At 71.5% G+C, this 20,292-nt stretch carries 18 protein-coding genes; 11 read left to right on the top strand and 7 right to left on the bottom strand.

Annotated elements, in window-relative coordinates; genetic code table 11:
- Both galT and galK read left to right on the top strand, forming a co-directional pair.
- Entirely contained in the window at positions 1–1,074 is a 1,074-nt protein-coding gene (gene galT, locus ACFPIJ_RS28220; protein WP_380119058.1) for a galactose-1-phosphate uridylyltransferase, read from the top strand.
- Entirely contained in the window at positions 1,071–2,198 is a 1,128-nt protein-coding gene (galK, locus tag ACFPIJ_RS28215; RefSeq protein WP_380119056.1) for a galactokinase, read from the top strand. Before galT ends, galK begins: the two co-directional genes overlap by 4 nt.
- Here the strand turns inward: galK and ACFPIJ_RS28210 are convergent.
- Positions 2,188–4,212 (bottom strand): NPCBM/NEW2 domain-containing protein, encoded by a 2,025-nt coding sequence (locus tag ACFPIJ_RS28210; RefSeq protein WP_380119054.1) that lies wholly within the window; start codon positions 4,210–4,212, stop codon positions 2,188–2,190. The genes galK and ACFPIJ_RS28210 overlap by 11 nt on opposite strands.
- Positions 4,213–4,514: 302 nt before the next feature.
- Here ACFPIJ_RS28210 and ACFPIJ_RS28205 point away from each other — a divergent pair, with 302 nt between their 5' ends.
- The 4 genes from ACFPIJ_RS28205 to ACFPIJ_RS28190 all read left to right on the top strand — a co-directional run bounded on the left by ACFPIJ_RS28205 (position 4,515) and on the right by ACFPIJ_RS28190 (position 9,239).
- Entirely contained in the window at positions 4,515–5,789 is a 1,275-nt protein-coding gene (locus ACFPIJ_RS28205; protein ID WP_380119175.1) for a sugar ABC transporter ATP-binding protein, read from the top strand.
- Positions 5,786–6,754 carry an ABC transporter permease gene (locus tag ACFPIJ_RS28200; RefSeq protein WP_380119052.1) on the top strand — a complete coding sequence of 323 codons (969 nt, stop codon included), beginning with the start codon at positions 5,786–5,788 and terminating at the stop codon, positions 6,752–6,754. Before ACFPIJ_RS28205 ends, ACFPIJ_RS28200 begins: the two co-directional genes overlap by 4 nt.
- Complete coding sequence (locus ACFPIJ_RS28195; protein WP_380119050.1) at positions 6,751–7,758, top strand: ABC transporter permease; 1,008 nt, start codon at positions 6,751–6,753, stop codon at positions 7,756–7,758. The genes ACFPIJ_RS28200 and ACFPIJ_RS28195 overlap by 4 nt, the downstream gene beginning before the upstream one ends.
- Before the next feature lie 194 nt (positions 7,759–7,952).
- Positions 7,953–9,239, top strand: coding sequence for a nitric oxide synthase oxygenase (locus ACFPIJ_RS28190; RefSeq protein WP_380119048.1), 1,287 nt, complete (start codon positions 7,953–7,955; stop codon positions 9,237–9,239).
- A gap of 265 nt (positions 9,240–9,504) precedes the next feature.
- Here ACFPIJ_RS28190 and rocD read toward each other — a convergent pair whose 3' ends face one another.
- From rocD to ACFPIJ_RS28175, 3 genes are all read right to left on the bottom strand, one after another.
- On the bottom strand, positions 9,505–10,716 hold the full coding sequence (rocD, locus tag ACFPIJ_RS28185) for an ornithine--oxo-acid transaminase (RefSeq protein WP_380119046.1): 1,212 nt from the start codon (positions 10,714–10,716) through the stop codon (positions 9,505–9,507).
- On the bottom strand, positions 10,713–11,504 hold the full coding sequence (gene ddaH / locus ACFPIJ_RS28180; protein ID WP_380119044.1) for a dimethylargininase: 792 nt from the start codon (positions 11,502–11,504) through the stop codon (positions 10,713–10,715). The genes rocD and ddaH overlap by 4 nt, the downstream gene beginning before the upstream one ends.
- Before the next feature lie 168 nt (positions 11,505–11,672).
- A complete protein-coding gene (locus ACFPIJ_RS28175; RefSeq protein WP_380119041.1) occupies positions 11,673–11,888 on the bottom strand; it encodes a hypothetical protein in 216 nt (71 codons plus the stop codon).
- A gap of 142 nt (positions 11,889–12,030) precedes the next feature.
- On the opposite strand from ACFPIJ_RS28175, the gene ACFPIJ_RS28170 reads away from it, so the two are divergent.
- Genes ACFPIJ_RS28170 through ACFPIJ_RS28155 form a run of 4 tightly spaced genes read left to right on the top strand, consistent with a single transcriptional unit; the run spans position 12,031 to position 14,044 of the window.
- A complete protein-coding gene (locus tag ACFPIJ_RS28170; protein WP_380119039.1) occupies positions 12,031–12,405 on the top strand; it encodes a hemerythrin domain-containing protein in 375 nt (124 codons plus the stop codon).
- A gap of 22 nt (positions 12,406–12,427) precedes the next feature.
- On the top strand, positions 12,428–13,027 hold the full coding sequence (locus ACFPIJ_RS28165; protein ID WP_380119036.1) for a nucleotidyltransferase domain-containing protein: 600 nt from the start codon (positions 12,428–12,430) through the stop codon (positions 13,025–13,027).
- Positions 13,028–13,037: 10 nt separating this feature from the next.
- Entirely contained in the window at positions 13,038–13,283 is a 246-nt protein-coding gene (locus ACFPIJ_RS28160; protein ID WP_380119034.1) for a hypothetical protein, read from the top strand.
- Positions 13,280–14,044: a metallophosphoesterase family protein gene (locus tag ACFPIJ_RS28155; RefSeq protein ID WP_380119032.1), complete on the top strand. Its 765-nt coding sequence runs from the start codon at positions 13,280–13,282 to the stop codon at positions 14,042–14,044. The genes ACFPIJ_RS28160 and ACFPIJ_RS28155 overlap by 4 nt, the downstream gene beginning before the upstream one ends.
- A gap of 31 nt (positions 14,045–14,075) precedes the next feature.
- Here ACFPIJ_RS28155 and ACFPIJ_RS28150 read toward each other — a convergent pair whose 3' ends face one another.
- Together ACFPIJ_RS28150 and ACFPIJ_RS28145 are read right to left on the bottom strand one after the other, a co-directional pair.
- Entirely contained in the window at positions 14,076–15,113 is a 1,038-nt protein-coding gene (locus ACFPIJ_RS28150; protein WP_380119030.1) for an RNA polymerase sigma factor SigF, read from the bottom strand.
- Positions 15,114–15,324: 211 nt separating this feature from the next.
- A complete protein-coding gene (locus ACFPIJ_RS28145) occupies positions 15,325–16,593 on the bottom strand; it encodes a glycosyltransferase (RefSeq protein ID WP_380119028.1) in 1,269 nt (422 codons plus the stop codon).
- A 189-nt stretch (positions 16,594–16,782) separates the two neighbouring features.
- Here ACFPIJ_RS28145 and ACFPIJ_RS28140 point away from each other — a divergent pair, with 189 nt between their 5' ends.
- Positions 16,783–19,302, top strand: a complete 2,520-nt coding sequence (locus ACFPIJ_RS28140; RefSeq protein WP_380119173.1) for a SpoIIE family protein phosphatase — start codon at positions 16,783–16,785, stop codon at positions 19,300–19,302.
- Positions 19,303–19,464: 162 nt separating this feature from the next.
- Here the strand turns inward: ACFPIJ_RS28140 and ACFPIJ_RS28135 are convergent, their stop codons facing one another.
- Positions 19,465–20,202, bottom strand: coding sequence for a hypothetical protein (locus ACFPIJ_RS28135; RefSeq protein WP_380119026.1), 738 nt, complete (start codon positions 20,200–20,202; stop codon positions 19,465–19,467).
- Positions 20,203–20,292: the final 90 nt, after the last annotated feature.

The following is a 20,292-nucleotide window of genomic DNA, read 5'->3' as shown; positions in this document are numbered from 1 at the left end:
GTGAAGCGCACGGTCACCCACCTCGCCGACGGTCGGGAACTCATCTACTACGACGAACGCGACGACGCGTCCCGGGACGCCGTCGACCAGCGGGAGCTACCGCCTCCGCCCGCAGCGTCAGAGATGCGTCACGACCCCATCCTCGATGAGTGGGTGGCCATCGCCGCGCACCGGCAGTCCAGGATCTACCATCCGCCGTCCGACCAGTGCCCGTTGTGCCCGTCCACCCCGGACTGGCAGAGCGAGATCCCGGCGGGCGAGTACGACGTGGTGGTGTTCGAGAACCGGTTCCCCTCGTTCAGCCACCGGGTGGGGCCCGAGCAGGGCGACATCCTGCCGGGCCTGGTGCCGACCCGGCCGGGCGCGGGCCGCTGCGAGGTCGTCTGCTTCACCTCCGACCACAACGCGTCGTTCGCGTCGCTGTCCACGGCCCGGGTCCGCACCGTGATGGAGGCCTGGGCCGATCGCACCGCGGACCTGTCGACCCGGGACGACGTCGAGCAGATCTTCTGTTTCGAGAACCGCGGGACCGAGATCGGCGTGACGCTGTCGCACCCGCACGGGCAGATCTACGCGTACCCGTTCGTCACGCCGAGGACCCGGCAGATGCTCGCGTCCGCCCGCGCCTACAAGAAGGGCAACCTCTTCGCCGACGTCCTCGCCGCCGAGCAGGCCGACGGGTCGCGGGTGGTGGCGCGCAACGCGCACTGGACCGCGTTCGTGCCGGCGGTGGCCCGCTGGCCGTTCGAGGTCCACCTGTACCCGCACCGGCAGGTCGCCGACATCCCGGCGCTGGGTGTGGCCGAGCGGGACGCGTTCGCCCCCATCTACCTGGAGGTGCTGCGCCGCCTCGACGGGATGTTCGGCCTGCAGATGCCGTACATCTCCGCGTGGCACCAGGCGCCGGTCCGGGTCGACCGGGACCTGGCCTACCTGCACCTGCAGCTGTTCAGCACCCGCCGGACGGCGACCAAGCTCAAGCACCTGGCCGGATCCGAGTCCGGCATGGGTGTGTTCGTCAACGACGTGCGGCCGGAGCACGCCGCCGAGATGCTGCGGGGGGTCCAGCTGTGACGACAGCCGCGGAGCGCCTTCAAGAGGCCGGGAAGGCCGACAGCCTGTGGGTGAGCCCGGGCCGGGTCAACCTCATCGGCGAGCACACCGACTACAACGACGGGTTCGTGCTGCCGTTCGCCCTGCCGCACGCGACGGCGGTGAGCGGGACCCGGATCCCCGAACGGCACTGGGTGGTCACGTCGGAGCAGACCGGTGAGACCGTCACCTTCGACCTGAGCGAGAAGGTCGAGGGCTGGGCCGCCTACGTCGCCGCCGTCGTGTGGGTGCTGCGCGAGGCGGGCGTGGACGTGCCCGGCGCGCAGCTGCGGATCACCTCCGACGTGCCGTTCGGCGCCGGCCTGTCGTCGTCGGCGGCCCTGGAGTGCGCGACGATGGCCGTGCTGGCGGATCTGGCGGAAGCCGACCTGCCGCTGCGGGACCGGCCGCGGCTGGCGCAGCGGGCCGAGAACGAATACGTGGGCGCGCCGACCGGCATCATGGACCAGGCCGCGTCGACGCTGTGCCAGGAGGGTCACGCCCTGTTCCTGGACTGCCGGTCCCTGGCGACCGAGCAGGTGCCGTTCGACCTCGCCGCGGCCGGGCTGAAGATCCTGGTGGTGGACAGCAAGGCGCCGCACGCGCACGTCGACGGCGAGTACGCGGCCCGCCGCAAGGCCTGCGAGGAGGCCGCCGGGATCCTCGGGGTGGCGGCGCTGCGCGACATCGACGTCGCCGGGCTGCCCGACGCCTTGGCGAAGCTCGACGACGAGACGATGCGCCGCCGGGTGCGGCACGTGGTGACGGAGGACCAGCGGGTCCTGGACACGGTCGCCGCGCTGCGCGCCGGTGACCTGCGCGCGGCGGGGCCGCTGATGACGGCGTCGCACGAGTCGATGCGTGACGACTACGAGATCACGGTGCCGCAGGTCGACACGGCGGTGCGGGTGGCTCTGGAGCACGGCGCGCACGGCGCCCGGATGACCGGCGGCGGGTTCGGCGGCTGCGTCCTGGCGCTGGTCGACGAGGAGGACTGCGACGCGGTGGAGGCGGCGGTGCGGGAGGCGTTCGCCGCGAACGGCTTCACGCCCCCCGACACCTTCGTGGTGACCCCGGGACCGGGGACCAGCAACATCAACAAATGAGGCGGGCGTCGGCCCAGTCGGCGTGGTCGTAGTCGATGGAGCCGGCGCCGGCGGTGACGAGCCGCAGGTTGGTGCGGCCGGCCACGGCCACGTCGACGGCGGCGGGGGCCGCCGCGGTCACGGTCGGGCTGGTCCACAGCGTGACGCCGTCGGCGACGACGCTGAACACCACGCCGGTGGACGACGTGCCGACCTCGGCGTCGATGCCGGCGACGGCGGTGAACCGGCTGCACGCCCCGCCGAGCGGCACGGTGACGTCGCCGGCGGCGTGGACACCGACCCCCTTCGGGTAGCTGACCCCGCCGACGGTGATGAGGCTGCCGTCGCCGGCCGCCTGTTCGCCGTTGGAGGTGTCCCGTTCGGCGGGTCCCCAGCCGTTCACGGCTGTGCCCCAGGTGCGGTCGCTGACGGCCGTACCGGCGCCGCTGCCGCCGCAGACCAGGGTCGGTGATCCCCAGTCGGCGTGGTCGTAGCTGATGCCGTTGCGAGCGTCGGTGACCCGCAGTTCCAGGGTCAGGTAGCCCCCGGTGGACACGGTCAGCCTGGTCGGCGCCTGCCCGCCGGATTTCACGCCGGTGAAGCCGAGCAGCCGGCCGTCGCCGTACACCGCGAACCGCACCGATCCGTTGGTGCCGACCTCGCCGTCGACGCCCACCTGCGCGGTGAACGTGCGGCAGTTGCGGCCGAGGTAGACGTGGACGGCGGCGTCGGCGTGCACCCCGATGCCCTTGCTGAACGTGGTCCCGCCGACGCTGAGGCCGGGCCCGTCGGCGGCGGCCTGCTCGCCGTTGGCCCGGTCGCGTTCCGCGGGCCCCCAGCCGTTGCTGGAGGCGAGCCAGGGCAGGTCGCTCACCTGGAGCGTGCCAGCGGCCGGCGGCGCGGCCAGGGTGCCGGCCCGGGTGACCCGGAACATCACGACACCGTGTGCCGGCACGCTCGCCGAGAGCGTTCCCGACGTGGTCGCGGTGGCACCTGTCCAGAGGTTTTTCGTGGTGTACGACGATGAGCCGCCCAGACCGAGTGCCGCGGTGGACGTGGAGACGGTCGTCGCCGATCCGCCGCGGTTGAACAGCACGGTCGCGACGGAGCCGTCGCTCATCGGTTTGGCCCACACCTCGGTGTCGCCGTTGTCCGCGACGCGGCGGCCCTGTGAGCCGCCCCAGTCCTGGTTGACGGCGATGACGTCGGCGTTGCGCAGGACGCCGAGCGTCGTGGCGGAGACGCTGCGCAGGTCGTTGCCGAGCAGCAGCGGCGAGGACAGCAGCGACCAGAGCGAGAAGTGCGCGACGTTCTCGTCCTGGGTCAGGCCGCCGTTGCCGACCTCGAGCATGTCGGGGTCGTTGTAGTAGCCCTTGCGGGCGAAGGTCTCCAGGCCCGCCTGCTGGTCCAGCAGCGAGGTGACGCTGCCCCAGCTGTCGTTGATGTCGCCGGTGGTGCGCCAGAGGCTGCCGCCCACGTTCGGCGCGAACTCCCACGGCGCGTCGTTGCCCCAGTTGCAGATGCTGTAGACGATGTGCCGTCCGGTGGCCTTCAGCGCGTCGCCCATCGCCTTGTACCGCTGGGCGGCGGGCCGGCCCTGGTTGTTGCAGTTGTCGTACTTGAGCAGGTCGACGCCCCACGACGCCCAGGTCTGCGCGTCGACGGTTTCGTGGTCGAGGCTGGCCGGCAGCCCCTGGCAGGTGGCGGTGCCCGCCGAGGAGTAGATGCCGAGCTTGAGACCGCGGGCGTGCACGTAGTCGGCGATGGCGGCGATCCCGCCGGGGAAGCGGACCGGGTCGGGACGCAGCCGGCCCTGCCCGTCGCGGGTCGAGGCCATCCAGCAGTCGTCGATGTTGACGTACGTGTAGCCGGACGCCTTCAGCCCGGTGCTCACCATGGCGTCGGCGGTCGCCTTGATGAGGTTCTCGTCGATGTTGCAGCCGAACCGGTTCCAGCTGTTCCAACCCATCACGGGGGCGGTGACCGGGCCGGGCTGCGGGGTGGCGGTGGCGTCCGCCGGTTTTGTCGCGATCATAGTGACGACTGTTGATGCGAGCAGGGCCGTGGCGGCGGCCGTCAGGGCGCGTTTCAGCGCCCGGGGACTTCGGGTCATCCCAGCTCCCAGGTTCAGTAGGATCGAAAGTGTTGGATATTGTGGCATACGCGGGGAGCGAATGGACACGATCGATCGCCCCGGTGTCGGGACAACTTCGGCAAGGTCTCGAGCATGTGACAGTTGGTGTTTGGTTTTGGGCGGGTGGGTGGAAGTCTTGACAGAAAAAGTTGGAGGATGAGTGAATGCGGTACACCCCGAACGCGGCGTAGCTCGCGCACGGGATCTCGACCATCTACCAGGAGGTCAACCTCGTCCCGCTGATGAGCGTGGCGCGCAACCTCTTCCTCGGCCGGGAACCCCGCAACCGGCTCGGCCTCGTCGACGTCGCCCGGATGAACCGGGAGGCCGCCGAGATCCTGGCCGGCTACGGCATCACCTCCGACGTGCGCCGCCCGCTGGGCCTCATGGCGCTCGGCGCGCAGCAGATGGTCGCGCTGGCCCGCGCGGTCATGGTCGACGCCCGCGTCGTCGTCATGGACGAACCGACGTCATCGCTCGAACCCCGCGAGGTCGAGACGCTGTTCGGGGTCATCCAGCGCCTGCACGAACGCGGCGTCGGCATCATCTACGTCAGCCACCGCCTCGACGAGCTGTACCGCATCTGCGACGCCGTCACCATCCTGCGCGACGGCAAGCTCGTGCACACCGGCCTCATCAAGGACCTCGACCGGCTGCAACTGGTCTCGCACATGCTCGGCCGGCCGATGTCCGACGTGCGCAAGGCCGGCTTCACCAGCTTCGGCGGCGAGCACTCGGCCGCCGGCGGCAGGCCCGTCCTGCGGTGCGCCGACCTCAACAGCCGGCACAAGCTCACCGGGATCAGCTTCGAGGTGCTCCCCGGCGAGGTCGTCGGCCTCGGCGGGCTGCTCGGCGCCGGTCGCAGCGAGACCATCAAGGCCGTCGCCGGGGCGCTGCCACTGGACAGCGGCACCGTCGAGGTCGACGGCGCCGCCCTGCGCCGGCCCAACCCGGTCGCCGCGCTCAAGGCCGGCATCGCGGTGCAGCCCGAGGACCGCAAGGCCGAGGGCCTCGCCCTGGGCCTGTCGATCCGGGAGAACATCGCCCTGGCCGTCCTGCCCCGCCTGTCGACCGCCGGCGTCGTCTCCGAACGCAAGATCGACAAGATCGTCGAGACCTTCATCTCCCGGCTGCGGATCAAGGCCTCCGGCCCGCACCAGCGCGTCGGCGACCTGTCCGGCGGCAACCAGCAGAAGGTCCTCCTCGCCCGGCTCCTCGCGACCGGGCCCAAGGTGCTGCTGCTGGACGAGCCCACCTGCGGCATCGACGTCGGCGCGAAGGCCGAGGTCCAGGCGCTCATCGACGAGCTCGCCGCGGAAGGCCTCGGCGTCGTCCTCGTCTCCTCCGACGCCGAGGAACTCGTCGAGGGTTCCGACCGTGTGGTCGTGCTGCGCGACGGCGCCGTCGCCGGCGAGCTGCGCGGCGCCGAAGTGACTACGGAGCATCTGATGAACGTGATCGCGACGGCGGCGTCATGACGGCGCCGTCCCTTGCCAAGAGCCGCGGCTTCGACGCGGCAACCGTGCGCCGGCTGCTGCCCGTGTACGGCGTGTACGTGGCGCTCGCCGTCCTCGTGCTGTTCAACATCGCCTGGACCGACAACTTCCTCGCCTGGAACAACCTGCGCATCCAGCTCGTCCAGGTCACCCCGGTCGTCATCGTCGCGCTCGGGATGGCCCTGGTCATCGGCACCGAGGGCATCGACCTGTCCGTCGGGTCCGTGATGGCGCTCGGCGCCGCGCTCATCCCCCTGTACCTCGGGTACGGGATGATCCCGGCGATCGCGCTCGCCGTCGTCGGCGGCGTGTTCGTGGGCCTCATCAACGGCAGCCTCGTGGCGTTCGTCGGGCTCCAGCCGATCGTGGCGACCCTCGCCATGCTCGTCGCCGGCCGCGGCGTCGCCCTGGTCGTGTCCAACGGCAAGTACAAGGACATCCGCGACAAGGACTTCCTCGCCATCGGCACCGACGCGTTCCTCGGCGTGCCCTACACGGTGTGGATCGCCGCCGTCCTCGCCGTCGTCGTCGGGTTCGTCGTGCGCCGGACCGTGTTCGGCCGGCGGCTGCTCGCCGTCGGCGACAACCGGGCCGCCGCCCAGCTCGCCGGCGTCCCCGTCAAGCGGGTCCTGATCACCGTGTACGTCATCGCCGCGGTCCTCGCCGCGATCGCCGGCGTGATCCAGGTGTCCCGGATCGGCTCCGCCGACGCGTCCCGCATCGGCCTGCTCATCGAGCTGTCCGCGATCACCGCGGTGGTCGTCGGCGGCACCCCGCTGACCGGCGGCAAGGTCCGCGTCCTCGGCACCGTCGCCGGCGCCTTCCTCATGCAGCTGCTGACCGCGACGATGATCGCCAACAACCTGAAGGACTCGACCGCCCAGATGGTCCAGGCGGTCATCATCCTGGTCGCGGTCTACACGGCCCGCGAACGGAGGACCCGATGACGCTCGTCGCCGAACCCAAGCTCGAGAAGGCCGAGGCGGCCTCGCTGCGCACCGAGCGCATCGTCGAGCTCGTCCAGCGCCAGGGCGCCCTCGCCGTCCTCGCCATCGTGCTCGTCGTCGGCCTCGTCGTGTACGACGACTTCCGTAGCTTCGACAACGCCGGCACCATTCTCGTCTCGGCCGCGCCGGCGGCCCTGATCGCGCTCGGCATGACCTTCGTGATCATCACCGGCGGGATCGACCTGTCCGTCGGCTCGCTCTACGTCCTCGGCGGGGTCCTCGCGGCGTGGGCCTCGCAGTACGGGATCGCGGCCGCGTTCGCGGTGCCCCTCGCGGTCTGCGGGCTGTTCGGGCTCGTGCAGGGCCTCGTCATCGCGTACGCGCGGCTGGCGCCGTTCATCGTGACGCTCGCCGGGCTCCTCGGCGCGCGGGGGCTCATGCTCGCCCTGTCCGACGAGGGCGGCACCACCTACCTCGTGGACCCCGGCGCCTTCAAGGACTTCGGCAAGGGCGAGCTGTTCGGCATCAAGTACGCCGTCTACCTGGTCGCGGTGCTCTTCGTGATCGGCATGGTGACGCTGTACCGCACCCGCTTCGGGCAGTCCGTCTACGCCATCGGCGGCAGTGAGGACGCGGCCCGGCTGATGGGCGTGCGGATCCGCGGCACCCAGATCCGGGTCTACGTCCTGTCCGGGCTCCTCGCCGGGCTCGCCGGGTCGATCAACGCGGCCCGCCTCGGCTCCGGCGTCACCGTGCTCGGCACCGGCATGGAGCTCGACGCGATCGCCGCCGTCGTCGTCGGCGGGACCCTGCTCACCGGCGGCGCCGGCACCCTCGGCGGCACGATCGCCGGGGTCCTGCTGCTCCAGGTGATCCAGAACCTGATCAACCAGGACGGCGGCGTCTCGTCGGCCTGGCAGACGGTGATCAGCGGGACGTTCATCGCGCTGGTCGTCGTCGCCCAGACGTACCTCGCCAAGCTGCGGCGGGTCGCGTCGGGCTAGCGCTCCCCCGCTCTCCAGGGGCACTCCGGTCGTACTTTCGGCCAGAGTGCCCCTGCCGTTTTGCATCTTGCATCGCTGACTCACCGACACAGAGCGCACACGTTGTGCGACTCTGGCGGCTGTGAAACACCCAACATGAACTCCTTGCCGCGTCGGAACTACCCCTGGGAACCCGTCGGCGTTGGGAGGTCAGTGTGAGCGTGCCTGGGTACCGCGACATACCAGGTCAGCAGTGGGATCCGCACCTGTCCGTAGATCCCCGGGAGGCGGAGGACTTCCTCGAGCAGTACTACCGGGAGAACCCGCAGCGGGGCGACCTGAGGGAACGCCTCGCCCGGATCACCGACGAGATCGCCGAAACGGGCACGTACGCCCATACGCACGCCGAACTGGTCTTCGGCTGCCGCGTCGCGTGGCGCAACGCGAGCCGCTGCATCGGCCGGCTCTACTGGCGCAGCCTCGTGGTGCGCGACCTACGCAAGATCGTCGCCCCGGACGAGATCTTCGAGGAGCTCGTGCGGCACCTGCGCCTGGCAGGCCAGCGCGAACGCAACGTGATCCGCCCCGTCATCTCCGTCTTCGCCCAGCACGTCCCCGGCCGCGACAACTCCCGCCTGTGGAACGAGCAGCTGATCCGCTACGCCGGCCACCGCCACACCGACGGGCCCCACGCCGGCACGATCGTCGGCGACCCCCGCTACACCCAGTTCACCGAGACGCTGCAGCAGTACGGCTGGCGCGGCAAACCCGACAACCCCTTCGACGTGCTCCCCATCGCGATCGAAGGCCCAGGCGGCGACGTCAACCTCTACGACCTGCCCGAGAGCGCGGTCTGGGAGGTGCCGATCGAGCACCCGACCCTGCGCTGGTTCGCCGAACTCGGCCTGCGCTGGCACGCCGTCCCCGCGATCGCCAACATGCGGCTCACCATCGGCGGGGTCGACTACCCCCTCGCCCCGTTCAACGGCTGGTACATGGGCACCGAGATCGGCGCCCGCAACCTCGCCGACGCCGACCGCTACAACCTGCTGCCGGTCATCGCCGAACGCATGGGCCTGGACACCAGCACCGAACGGTCCCTGTGGCGCGACGGCGCCCTGCTCGAACTCAACCGGGCCGTGCTGTGGTCCTTCGACCAGGCCGGCGCCCGGATCAGCGACCACCACAGCGAGTCGGAGCGGTTCCTGGCCCACATCGCCAGCGAGGAACGCGCCGGCCGGGAGACCCCCGCGGACTGGAGCTGGATCGTCCCGCCGATGAGCGGCGCGGCGACCGGGGTGTTCCACCGGTACTACCACGAGGCAGACCAGCGGCCCGCCTTCTACCTGGACACCGACGCCCGTGAGCTCGGCCGGCGGGGCCGCTCGCCGATCGTGCCGCAGGTCCCGGACGAGCCGACGGCGTGCCCGTTCCACGAGTCCGAGCCGGCCGCCGCCGGCGAACACCGCGGCTGGTTCGGCCGCCTGTTCCACCGCACCTGACCCGAGTCCGAGCCGGCCACTCTCCCCGAGCACCGCGGCCGGTTCGGCTGACCCGTCGCCGCACCCGCGAACCGCGGACCGTCGCTCCAACCCGCGAACCGTCGTCACTCCACCCGCGGACCGCCGCTCGATCCTCGGACCGAACGTCGGAGGTTCGGTCCCGGCCGGCTGCTCACTGGCACCGTACCCCAACACTCCTAATCGATCTCCGAACCCGTCGCCAACCCATCACCATGCGTGGCAACGGGTTGGCGGCGGTCAGCCTTCAGCCCTTCAGCACCACGTGCAGCGCGTTGACGGCCACGTCCACTTCCTGCTTGCTCACCAGCAGCGGCGGGGCAAGCCGCAGCGTCGAGCCGTGGGTGTCCTTCGCCAGGACGCCGTGGGCCATCAGCGCCTCGCACGCCTGCCGGCCCGTCATCAGCGCCGGGTCGATGTCGATGCCCGCCCACAGGCCGCGCCCGCGGATGGCGGTCAGGCCATGGCCGACGAGGGCGTTGAGGCGCTCGTGCAGGTGCGCGCCGACGGTCCTGGCGTTCGCCTGGGGTTCGCCGGTGTTCAGCAGGGCGATGACGGCACGGGCGACGGCGCACGCGAGGGGGTTGCCGCCGAACGTGGAGCCGTGCTCGCCGGGGCGCAGGACGCCGAGGATGTCGTGTGAGGCCGCGATCGCCGACACCGGCACGATGCCGCCGCCGAGGGCCTTGCCCAGCACGTACATGTCGGGGACGACCGGGGTGGAGGCGAACGTCTCGCCGGTGCGGCCGAGGCCGGACTGGACCTCGTCGGCGATGAAGAGCACGTTGCGGGACGTGCACAGCTGCCGGACGCCGGGCAGGTAGTCGCCGGGCGGGACGAGCACACCGGCCTCGCCCTGGATGGGTTCGATGAGCACGGCGACGGTGGTGTCGTCGACGGCGTCGGCGAGGGCGGCCAGGTCGCCGTACGGCACGATCCGGAAGCCGGGCGTGTACGGGCCGAAGTCGGCGCGCGCGTCCGGGTCCGTGGAGAAGCTGATGATCGTGGTGGTGCGGCCGTGGAAGTTGTCGGCGGCCACGACGATGGTGGCCTGGCCGTCGGGGACGCCCTTGACCTTGTAGCCCCACTTGCGGGCCACCTTGATCGCGGTCTCGACGGCCTCGGCGCCGGTGTTCATCGGCAGGACCAGGTCCTTGCCGCACAGTTCCGCGAGCTCCTGGCAGAACGGGCCGAACTGGTCGTGCAGGAACGCGCGGCTGGTCAGCGTGATCCGGTCCAGCTGCTCGTGCGCGGCCCCGATCAACGCCGGGTGGCGGTGGCCGAAGTTGAGCGCGGAGTAGCCGGCGAGGCAGTCCAGGTAGCGGCGGCCGTCGACGTCGGTGACCCAGGCGCCCTCACCGGAGGCGAGGACGACCGGCAGCGGGTGGTAGTTGTGCGCGGTCCAGCGCTCGGCCTGATCGACAAGAAGGCCGGTGTGCCCGGTGAGAGCGGTGGTCATGCGCGCACCTCCAGCGTGCAGCACTTCGGTCCGCCACCGGCCTTGTGCAGTTCGGACACGTCGACCGGAACCGGCTGGAACCCTTTCGACGCTAGCGCTTCGGCGAGGCGGGTGGCGGCGGACGGCAGGACGACGCGGTGGCCGTCGCTGACGGCGTTGAGGCCGAGGACGGCGGCGTCGGCGGCGGTGGCGATGACGGCGTCCGGGTACAGCCGGCGCAGCACCGCCTGGCTGCCGGGCGAGAACGCGCCCGGGTAGTAGGCGACGTTGGTCGGCGACAGGACCGTGAGCGCGGTGTCGAGGTGGTAGTAGCGCGGGTCGACGAGCTGCAGGGTGATCACGGGCCGGCCGAACAGTTCCTGGGCCTCGGCGTGCGCGGCGAGCTCGGTGCGCAGGCCGGTGCCGGCGAGGAGGTGCTCACCGGCGAGGAGGATGTCGCCTTCGCCCTCGTTGACGCTCTTCGCCGCGTACACGTCGAAGCCCTGCTGGTCGAACCACGCCAGGTAGGCGGGGCCCTCGTCGGCGCGCTCCGGGTGGCGGAACTGGGCGCCGTAGACCTTGCCGTCCACGACGGTGGCGCCGTTGGCGGCGAACACCATGTCGGGCAGCCCGGGCAGCGGGTCGATGAGGTCGACGGTGTGACCGAGGGACAGGTAGAGCTCGTGCAGCCTGGTCCACTGTGCGACGGCGAGGCCGGCGTCGACGGGCGCGGTCGGGTCCATCCAGGGGTTGATCGCGTAGTCAACGGCGAAGTACGTGGGTCGACACATCAGGTAGCGACGGCTCATGCGATCAAACCTAGGCGGGCCGAGCTCAGCGTTCCATTGCGGAAAATTGCTTGTTGTCGCGTTTTCCTTGTCTGGTACGCCCAGCGAACAGCGATTCGTTGCGTCAACCGGGTGCAGCACGGTTGCCGCCACCCGCCTCCCGGTCGACGCCGCCCGCCACGGGCACGCTCAGCGCAGCTCCCGCCACTCCCCCGGCTGGGCCAGCAGCCCGGAGACGCAGTCCATCGCGGGCTCCTCGGCGTCGAACTCGTAGGTGCGCACCCGCCCCTCGGCGCCGCCCTCACGGGACTCGACCCACCAGTGACCGGCGTCCTCGAACAGATAGATGTCGCGGCGGGCGAGCCGCCCCCAGGTGCCGTTCCACCAGTGCTTCCTACGCTCCATGAGGAGATATTCGAACACACGTGCCAACCCCCGCGGAAGTCCGCCACGCCCATATCGATCAGGTCTGCTGCATGACGGTTAGCCGGGTGGCGCGCCGGGTACGCCAACGCATGCCTGAGCCACGGAATCTGGGGGGCTGACCATGGTGCAGGACCTCGTCGGCCTGCTCGTCGCCGAACACCGCCGGCTCGAGTCGCTGTTCGCCGACATCGAGACGGCGCAGTCGCCGGCTGCCCGGCGGACCGCCCTCGACGCCGCGGTCACCATGCTGGCCGCGCACACCGCGACCGAGGAGCGGCTGCTGCACGGGCACCTGCCGGCCGAACTCGCCGAGTACGAGGCCGCCGAGCACCAGCGCATCGACGAACTCGTGGCGCGGCTGACCGCGCTCAACGACGTGGACCCCGAGTTCCGGCTGCTGCTGGAGACGCTGCTGGAGACGGTCCGGGAACACGTTCAGGAGGAGGAGACCGAACTCTTCCCGCGGCTGCCGCAATCGGTGCGTGTGACGGAATGACCTGACGGGTAAGCCGCTATTTATGGCAGTTCCGGAGGACAGGCAGCCGCTGATCGCCACGCTGAAACGCGCCGCGTATCACCTGAAGGACTCGGGCATCCCGTTCTGCCTGGCCGGCAGCTTCGCGGTCTACGCGCGCGGCGGCGAGTCCGTCGACCACGACATCGACTTCCTCATCAAGGCCGAGGACGCCGAACGGGTCCTGACCGCCCTGTCGGATGTCGGGTTCCGCGGTGAGGTGCCGCCCGAGGGCTGGCTGGTGAAGGCGTTCGACTCAGTGGGGGATCAGGACAACCTGATCGACTTCATCTTCTGCCCGGTGCAACGGCCGGTGACGGACGCGACCCTCGCCGACACCGACGTGATCGCCGTCAACGCGTCCCACATGCCGGTGCTGTCCGCGACCGAACTGATGATCCACAAGGTGCTGACGTGGTCGGCGCACTACTGCGACTACGCCCGGGGGTTGCCGGTCGCGCGGTCACTGCGGGAACAGATCGATTGGCCCCGCGTCTACCGGGAAACGGCACACTCCCCGTACGCACATGCTTTCCTGTTCTTGATCGACCGCCTCGGCGTGATGTCGCTGGACGAGACCAGCGCCCTCGCCGCTTCCCTGTGAGGAGGCACTCGTGATCATTGACCAGCACGTCGAGAGCGAGCTGCACCAACTGCTGATCGAGGACGTCCGGATCGCCGAACAGGGCATCCGGGTGGTCCGCACCGAGGACGGGGTCAGCCTCGTCGGCGAGGTGGAGAGCGCCGAACGCCGCGATTTGATCTGCCGGGTAGTCGCCGAGGCGTTCCCGGCGCTGCCGGTGCGCTGCAACATCGGGCTCACCCGGGTCAACGAGCCGAGCGACGTGGAGGAACTATGACGTCCGAAGCCGAAGGTTGCGTCAGTGGTTGCGTCAGGGTCGCCGCGGTCGGCGACGTCCACCTCGACGCCGACGTGCTCGGCCGGTACCGGCCGGCCCTCGAACACGTCGGCGCCAAGGCCGACATGCTGCTGCTGGCCGGTGACCTGACCCGGCACGGCACCGCCGACGAGGCGCGGTGCGTGGCACAGGAGTTCGGCGGGCTCGCGGTGCCGGTGATCGCGATCCTCGGCAACCACGACTATCACTGCGACGAGCAGGCGGACGTGACGAAGGTGCTCGAGAGCGGCGGGATCACCGTCCTGGAGTGCTCCGGCACCGTCCTGCGGGTCGGTGACGTCCGCGTCGGGATCGCCGGGACGAAGGGGTTCGGCGGCGGGTTCGCGGGCGCCTGTGCCAGCGAGTTCGGCGAACCGGAGATGAAGGCGTTCACCCGGCACAGCCGGGAGCTGGCGGAGTGCTTCGGGGCCGCCCTCGCTGAGCTCGACTGCGACGTGCGGATCGCGTTGACGCATTATTCGCCGGTGCCGGAGACGCTGCAGGGCGAGCCGCTGGAGATCTACCCGTTCCTCGGTTCGTATCTCCTGGCGCAGGCGATCGACGCGGCGCCCGGGGTCGGGCTCGCGGTCCACGGGCACGCGCACGCCGGATCGGAGCGGGGGACGACGCCTGGCGGTGTTCCCGTCCGGAACGTCGCCCACCCGGTGATCAAGCAGGCCTACAACGTGTACCAGCTGTCCTCGGTGCTGGCCCACGCGTAGCGGGGGCTGCCGCCCTTCGCCCTCAGCGACGTCACAGCGGTGCCACCAGGGCGCCGCGCAGGTGGGTCAGGGCGTGGGCGAGCAGCCGGGAGACGTGCATCTGGGAGATGCCGAGCCGGTCGGCGATCTGGGTCTGGGTCATGTTGCCGAAGAACCGCATCGCGATGATCTTCTGCTCGCGCTCCGGCAGCTGGACGATCAGCGGCCGCAGCGACTCCCGGTCGTCGACGGCCTCCAGGTCGCGGTCGACACTGCCGAGGAGATCTGCGAGCTCGGCGCCGGCCTCCTCGCCGTTGGCCGGCGCGTTGATCGACAGGGCCCGGTAGGCGTGACCGGACTCGATGCCCTCGATGACGTCCTCCTCGCTCACCTCGAGCTTCTTCGCGAGGTCGGCGACGGTCGGTGAGCGGCCGAGCTCCTGCGCGAGGTCACCGGAGACCTTGGAGATCTCCAGGCGGAGCTCCTGCAGGCGGCGGGGCACGCGCACGTCCCAGCCCTTGTCCCGGAAGTGCCGCTTGAGCTCGCCGACGATCATCGGGATGGCGTAGCTGGTGAACACGGCACCGCGGGCCGGGTCGTAGCCGTCGACGGCCTTGATGAGGCCGATGGTGGCGACCTGGTTCAGGTCGTCGAGGAGCTCGCCGCGGTTGCGGAACCGGCGGGCGAGGTACTCGGCGAGCGGCAGGTGCAGCTCGATGATCCGGGCGCGGGTGCGCTCCCGGGCGGGGCTGCCGGCGGGCAGGTCGGGCAGGAGCTGGAGCAGCGAGTGCGCCTCGACCTCGCCGTCCCGGTGCCGGCCGCGGTTGCGCCCTCGGCCGGGCGGGGCGGGGGCGACCGGCCGGACCGCCGGTTCGACGACCAACTGCGCGACGACGACCGTCGGCGCGACGACCTGCGTGACGGTCTGCGCCGCACGCCGAGCGGCCGGTTCCGCTGTGGTTTTCGCCGCCCGGCGGCGGGTGGCGGCGGGTGGCGCGGCCGACTGCACCGCCTGCTGCGCGGTGGGTTTCGCGGTCCGGCGGCGGGCGGTGGCGGGCTTGGTCACGGGACGGTGGGCGGTGGCGGTCATGGGGGATCCCCCTGCCTGCGCTGCCATGGCCGTGCGCCACTGTGCGGGCTGCGGCCACGGGAGGAGAGTCGCCAGATGAACGCCCTGGTCTCGAGCGTCCGGCGCGCACCCGCCGACGGCGATCGCGGCTGTTTGACGATCGCGGATATCAGCTGTTCAGCTGATGCTGCGGGTCATACAAACGTACGCCTGCCGCCCTGTGATGACAAGGTTACGAAGTGACGTCGGTGAGCGCCTCGTCGTCGGCGTCGGCATCGGCGTCGGTCTCGGCGTCGCCGGTCGTGGTGCCCTCCCCGGTCACCGCCCGGTAGACCCGTTCGACGTCCGCGGCGGTGCGTTCCCAGGTGTACCGGGAGCGGACCCGGTCGATCGCGGCGCTGGCGTAGCTCATCCGGCGCACCTCGTCGCCGAGCAGCCCGCGCAGCGCGCCCGCCATCGCCGGCACGTCCCGCGGTGGCACCAGCAGGCCCGTCACGTTGTCGATGACGCTCTCCCCGATGCCGCCGACCTCGTACGCGACGACCGGCACCCCGCACGACATCGCCTCCAGGGGCGTGAGGCCGAACGGCTCGTACCAGGGCGCGCAGGCGAGGACGTCGGCGGAGCGGTACCAGCCGGGCAGGTCCTGCTGCGGCACCGCACCGACGAGCCGGACCCGGTCACCGACGCCGCACCGGTCGGCGAGCTCCATCAGCCGCCGCGCCTCCGGGTCACGGTCGATCCGGTCCGGTGCCGGTCCCCCGACGACGACGAGCTCGGCACCGGGGACCCGGCGCAGCGCCTCGACGAGATCGGCGAAGCCCTTGCGGGGCAGGAGCGGCCCGACGCTGAGGATGCGGCGCATCCCGGGCCGCAGATGGTCGGCGCGGGGGCCGCTGGGCGCGAACCGTTCACCGTCGACGCCGGACGGCACGATCACCGTGTCGGCGCGGCGGATACCCATCCGGCCGAGCTCGGTGACCTCGTCCTCGCACTGCGCGACGACCCGGTCGGCCATCGTGCCGAGGGTGCGTTCCAGGCCGACCCGGGCCTCGGGGCTGCTGTCGTGGTCCTTGAGCAGGCGCCGCTTGACCGTGCCGAGCCCGTGGTACGTCTGCACGACCGGGATCCGGTGCTCGGCGGTGGCGGTGAGGGCGGCCAGCCCGCTGAGCCAGAAGTGGCCGTGGATGACGTCGGGGCGGGCCGCGTCGTCGCGCCAGTGCGCGGCGAGCCACCGGCCGAAGTCACCGACGTGCGGCAGCAGCGCGTCGACGGGCAGTTCCTCCGCGGGGCCGGCCGGCACGTGCTCGACGGTGTACCCGTCCGCGGTCCGGACCACGTCGTCGGGCGCGGCCCCGTCCCGGCGGGTGTAGACCCGCACGTCGTGCCCGCGGCGTCCGAGCGCCTCGGCGAGCGCGGTGACGTGGGTGTGCTGGCCGCCGGTGCCCGAACCCCCGAGCGCGAGGGGGCTCGCGTGCACCGACACGATCGCGATCCTCAACCCGCACCCGCCCGCGACGAAGATGCCTGTTGCACTGTGCGCACCTCCACCTGGCCGACTGCCCTGACCTGCCAAGGCCCCTACCCGGGCAGGATGGTGGTAAACATCAACGGTCGAGTCGCAACCGGCTCGGTGGACGCAGGTACGGACGCGGGTCGTGCGGCAGCACGGAGCGAGGATGTGGAGGGCATGGTGGCCAAGCCGTCGGGCACTGGTCGGTCGGGCACCGAGCCGGCTGGGCAGGCGTCTGGGCAGGCGCCCGCCGATGGCGGCAGCGCCGAGCCGGCCGAGGCGCTCGCCGCGCTGGTCGCCAAGCTGCGGGCCGAGCTCACCGGCGTCCGCACCGCGATGCGCAACCGCGCCGTGATCGAGCAGGCCAAGGGTGTGCTCGTGGAGCGGCTCGGGGTCAGCCCGGACCAGGGGTTCGATCAGCTGGTCCGGTTGTCGCAGCGCACCAACATCAAGCTGATCGAGGTCGCCGCGGCGATCGTCGGCACCACGTCACCGGACCCGGACGCACCCGATGTGGTGAATCTCATCGATGACGAGCTGCGGCAGCACGTGGCGCGCAGCCGGACCCGGACAGTGCCGGCTTCCGACGTACCGGCGCCGCAGGTGGAAAAGCCACGGCGCCGGGCGAGCCGCACGCCCGAGGTCGAGGCCCTGCAGTCGCAGCACCAGCTGCTCAGCGCGCGGATCGCAGCGACGCGCGGCTACGACGAGATCGCCGAGGTGCTCGGCACCGCCCCGACCGCGTGGCCCCCGCCGACCGCGATCATGATCACACTGCTCGACCCGGACGGGGCGCAGCGCTGCGTCGGCGCGTTCGGCATCCCCGGCGAGGTCCGCAGCCGCTGGTCGCGCATCCCCCCGGACCCGGCGCTGCCGCTGGTCGTCGCCGTCCAGGAGGTCGAGACGATCTGGCTCGTCGGCGGCGAGGAGGTCACCCGCCGGTTCCCGGTGATGGACCAGCTGCCGTTCAGCGGCGACACCGTGCTCGCGTCGCCGCTGATCTCCGGCGAGCGGGTCCTCGGCGCGATCATCATGAGCTGGGCCGACGGCCTGCCCGACGGCGACGAGCTGCGGCGATACGTGGCGGCGCTGCTCGAACCGGTCGCCCGGCAGATCGACACGCTCATCGGCGACGAGATCGCCAGCGCCTGGTTCCACGTCGAGGGCGAGGAGAGCGCGCAGGCCGCCCCGGCGCAGGTGTGGCTGCCGACCGTCGTGGACGTCCTGCACAACCCCGCGGCGCTGTTGTCCCCGGTCACCGTCGACGGCCAGCTCGTCGACTTCCGCGTCGAATACGCCAACGTCATGGCCCGGCAGGTCTTCACCGCCGCCCGGGTCGACCCGGACGAGGCCACGCTCCTCGCCGCGTATCCGACCCTGGGCAGCACGACCCTGCTGCCGGAGTTCGCCCGGATGCTGCAGGACGGTCAGCCCCGCCGCCTCGAAGGGCTGCGCGCCGACCCGCGCACCGACGGGGTGCCGGCGGCGCAGACCATCTCCGTGCACGCCGTGCGGCTGTGGGACCGCGTGTTCGCGGTGTGGCGCATCGCCACCGAGGCCGACCTGCTCTACGACCAGTTGCTGCAGGCGGAGCGGATCGCCGGGGTCGGCTCGTTCTGCTGGGAGCTGCGCGACCCCGAGCCCCGCTGCTCGCCGGAGCTGATCCGGCTCTTCCACGGCGGCCGCGACGCCGCCCGGGTCCCGGTCGACGAGCTCACCGCCAGCGTCCACGCCGACGACCTCCTGGCGGTGCAGGACGCCGTGCGGCGCACCGTCGTGGAGGGCAAGCACCTGCTGGCCGAGGTCCGCGGCGCGGGCCGGGTCAACGGCCGGCGGCTGCGCCTCACCGCGGAACCCCTGTTCGACGACACCGGCAACGTCACCGCCGTGCGCGGCACCGTCCAGGACGTCACCGAGGAACGCGCGATCGAGGCCCGGCTCCGCCGCGCCGAGGAGGCCCTGGCCGCGCAACGGCACCGCCTCGCCGACGAACGCCGCGCCGCGCAGGCCCTGCAGAAGGCCCTCCTGCCGACCGACCCCGAACTCGGCCACATGGAGGGCGTCGAGATCTGCGGCCACTGCCGCTCCGCGGACCGCGTCGGCACCGTCGACGGCGACTGGTTCGACGCCACCTCCCTGCCCGACGGCGGCACGATCCTGGTCCTCGGCGACGTCGACGACCGCGGCCTGTCCTCGATGACGACCGCGGCGCGGCTGCGGTATGCGGTGCGCGCCTACGCGGCCCTGGACCTGACACCCGGCGCCATCCTCAGTGCCGTCAACGGCATGCTGTGCGCGATGGAGGTCGAGCACACCGCCTGCCTCGTCGTGGCCCGCTACTCCCCCGCGACCCGCGAGCTGCGCTGGGCCGCCGCGGGGCAGGTCGCCCCGGTCCGCTACACCGCCGCCGGCCAGGGCACCGTCCTGTCCGGCCCGCTGGGTCTGCCGCTCGGCGAGGTGACGGAGATGCAGTACTCCGACACGACCGTGACCCTGGCGCCCGGCGACCGGGTGCTGCTCTACACCGGCGGCCAGGCCCGCGCCGACCGCCGGCGCGGTGGTGGCCTGGACCTCGTCCGCCGCGCCGGCGAGCACATCGACCTCAGCGACTTCGACGCCATGGTCACCCACCTCGTCACCAGCCTCAACATCCCGGAGGACGAGGATGTGTGCGCAATGCTGGTACACGTGCCGTGACCATGTGTTGCTACGGAGGGTGATGGAACCGTTCGGGACATTCCGGGCCGATTTGGAGTGCTGGGCTACGGTGTAGTCAAGCGGTCAGCCGGCACCGGCACCCCACCCGTCACACGGTCCGGGTGTCCAGTCCCACACGGTTGCGGTGCTGGCGTTCCAGCCTCACACGGTCCGGGTGTCCCAGTCCCACGGCAGGCCGAGGCCGTCGAAGCGGCCAAGGGCGTCGCGGTGGCGGGCGGCCAGGACGATCCGGTCGGGGCCGAGGTGGCCGAGCAGGTCGTCGTCGCCGTAGTAGCGGGTCGCCGGGTCGGGCCAGCGCCACAGCGGGTCGTCCAGCTCGCGCAGGCGAAGCCGGACCTGACGCAGCTCGTCGGGGGCCGGCGACATGTAGACGAGGCCGTGCAGCGGTGTGTACGTCGCCTCGTACACCGCCGCGTACACCAGGAACCGGGACAACGGCACGCCCGTGCCGACCGTGTCGTTCTCGATCACGAGCGGGTCGAAGGCGCCACGGGCGTGGTCGGAACCTCCAGGGCCGTCGTCGGAACCTCCAGGGCCGTGGTCGGAACCTCCAGGGCCGTGGTCGGAGTCTCCGCGGGCGTGGTCGGAGTCTCCAGGGCCGTGGTCGGAGTCTCTGGGGGCGTACGAGTACCAGTCGTCGACGCCGGCCCAGAAACGGACCAGGCCGCCGGACTCGACGAGGTCGGCGGGGTCGATCATCACGTGGTCGCGGCTCAGCGGCAGCGAGTACCGGGCCGCGACGCGGTGCCACTCGGCGAGGGGTTCCGGCAGGAGGTCCGGCGCGCCGGACAGGTCCCGGCGGGGGCGGTCGGGCAGCCCGTACCACCTGGCGACGAAGCGCCCGAGGCTGTCGGCGGCGATCACGTCGAGCTCGTACACGCCACAAATCATGCCTGGTGACCCACCGTTGCCGATTCGCGACCAAAAGCTGAACAATCACGGTTACGAATATTCATGAAATCTTGTACT

The sequence above is a fragment of the Dactylosporangium cerinum genome (genome assembly GCF_042653625.1).
GTDB lineage: Bacteria > Actinomycetota > Actinomycetes > Mycobacteriales > Micromonosporaceae > Dactylosporangium > Dactylosporangium cerinum.
The sequence above is the reverse complement of the archived record's forward strand: the minus strand, read 5'-3'. Positions and strand labels throughout refer to the sequence as shown.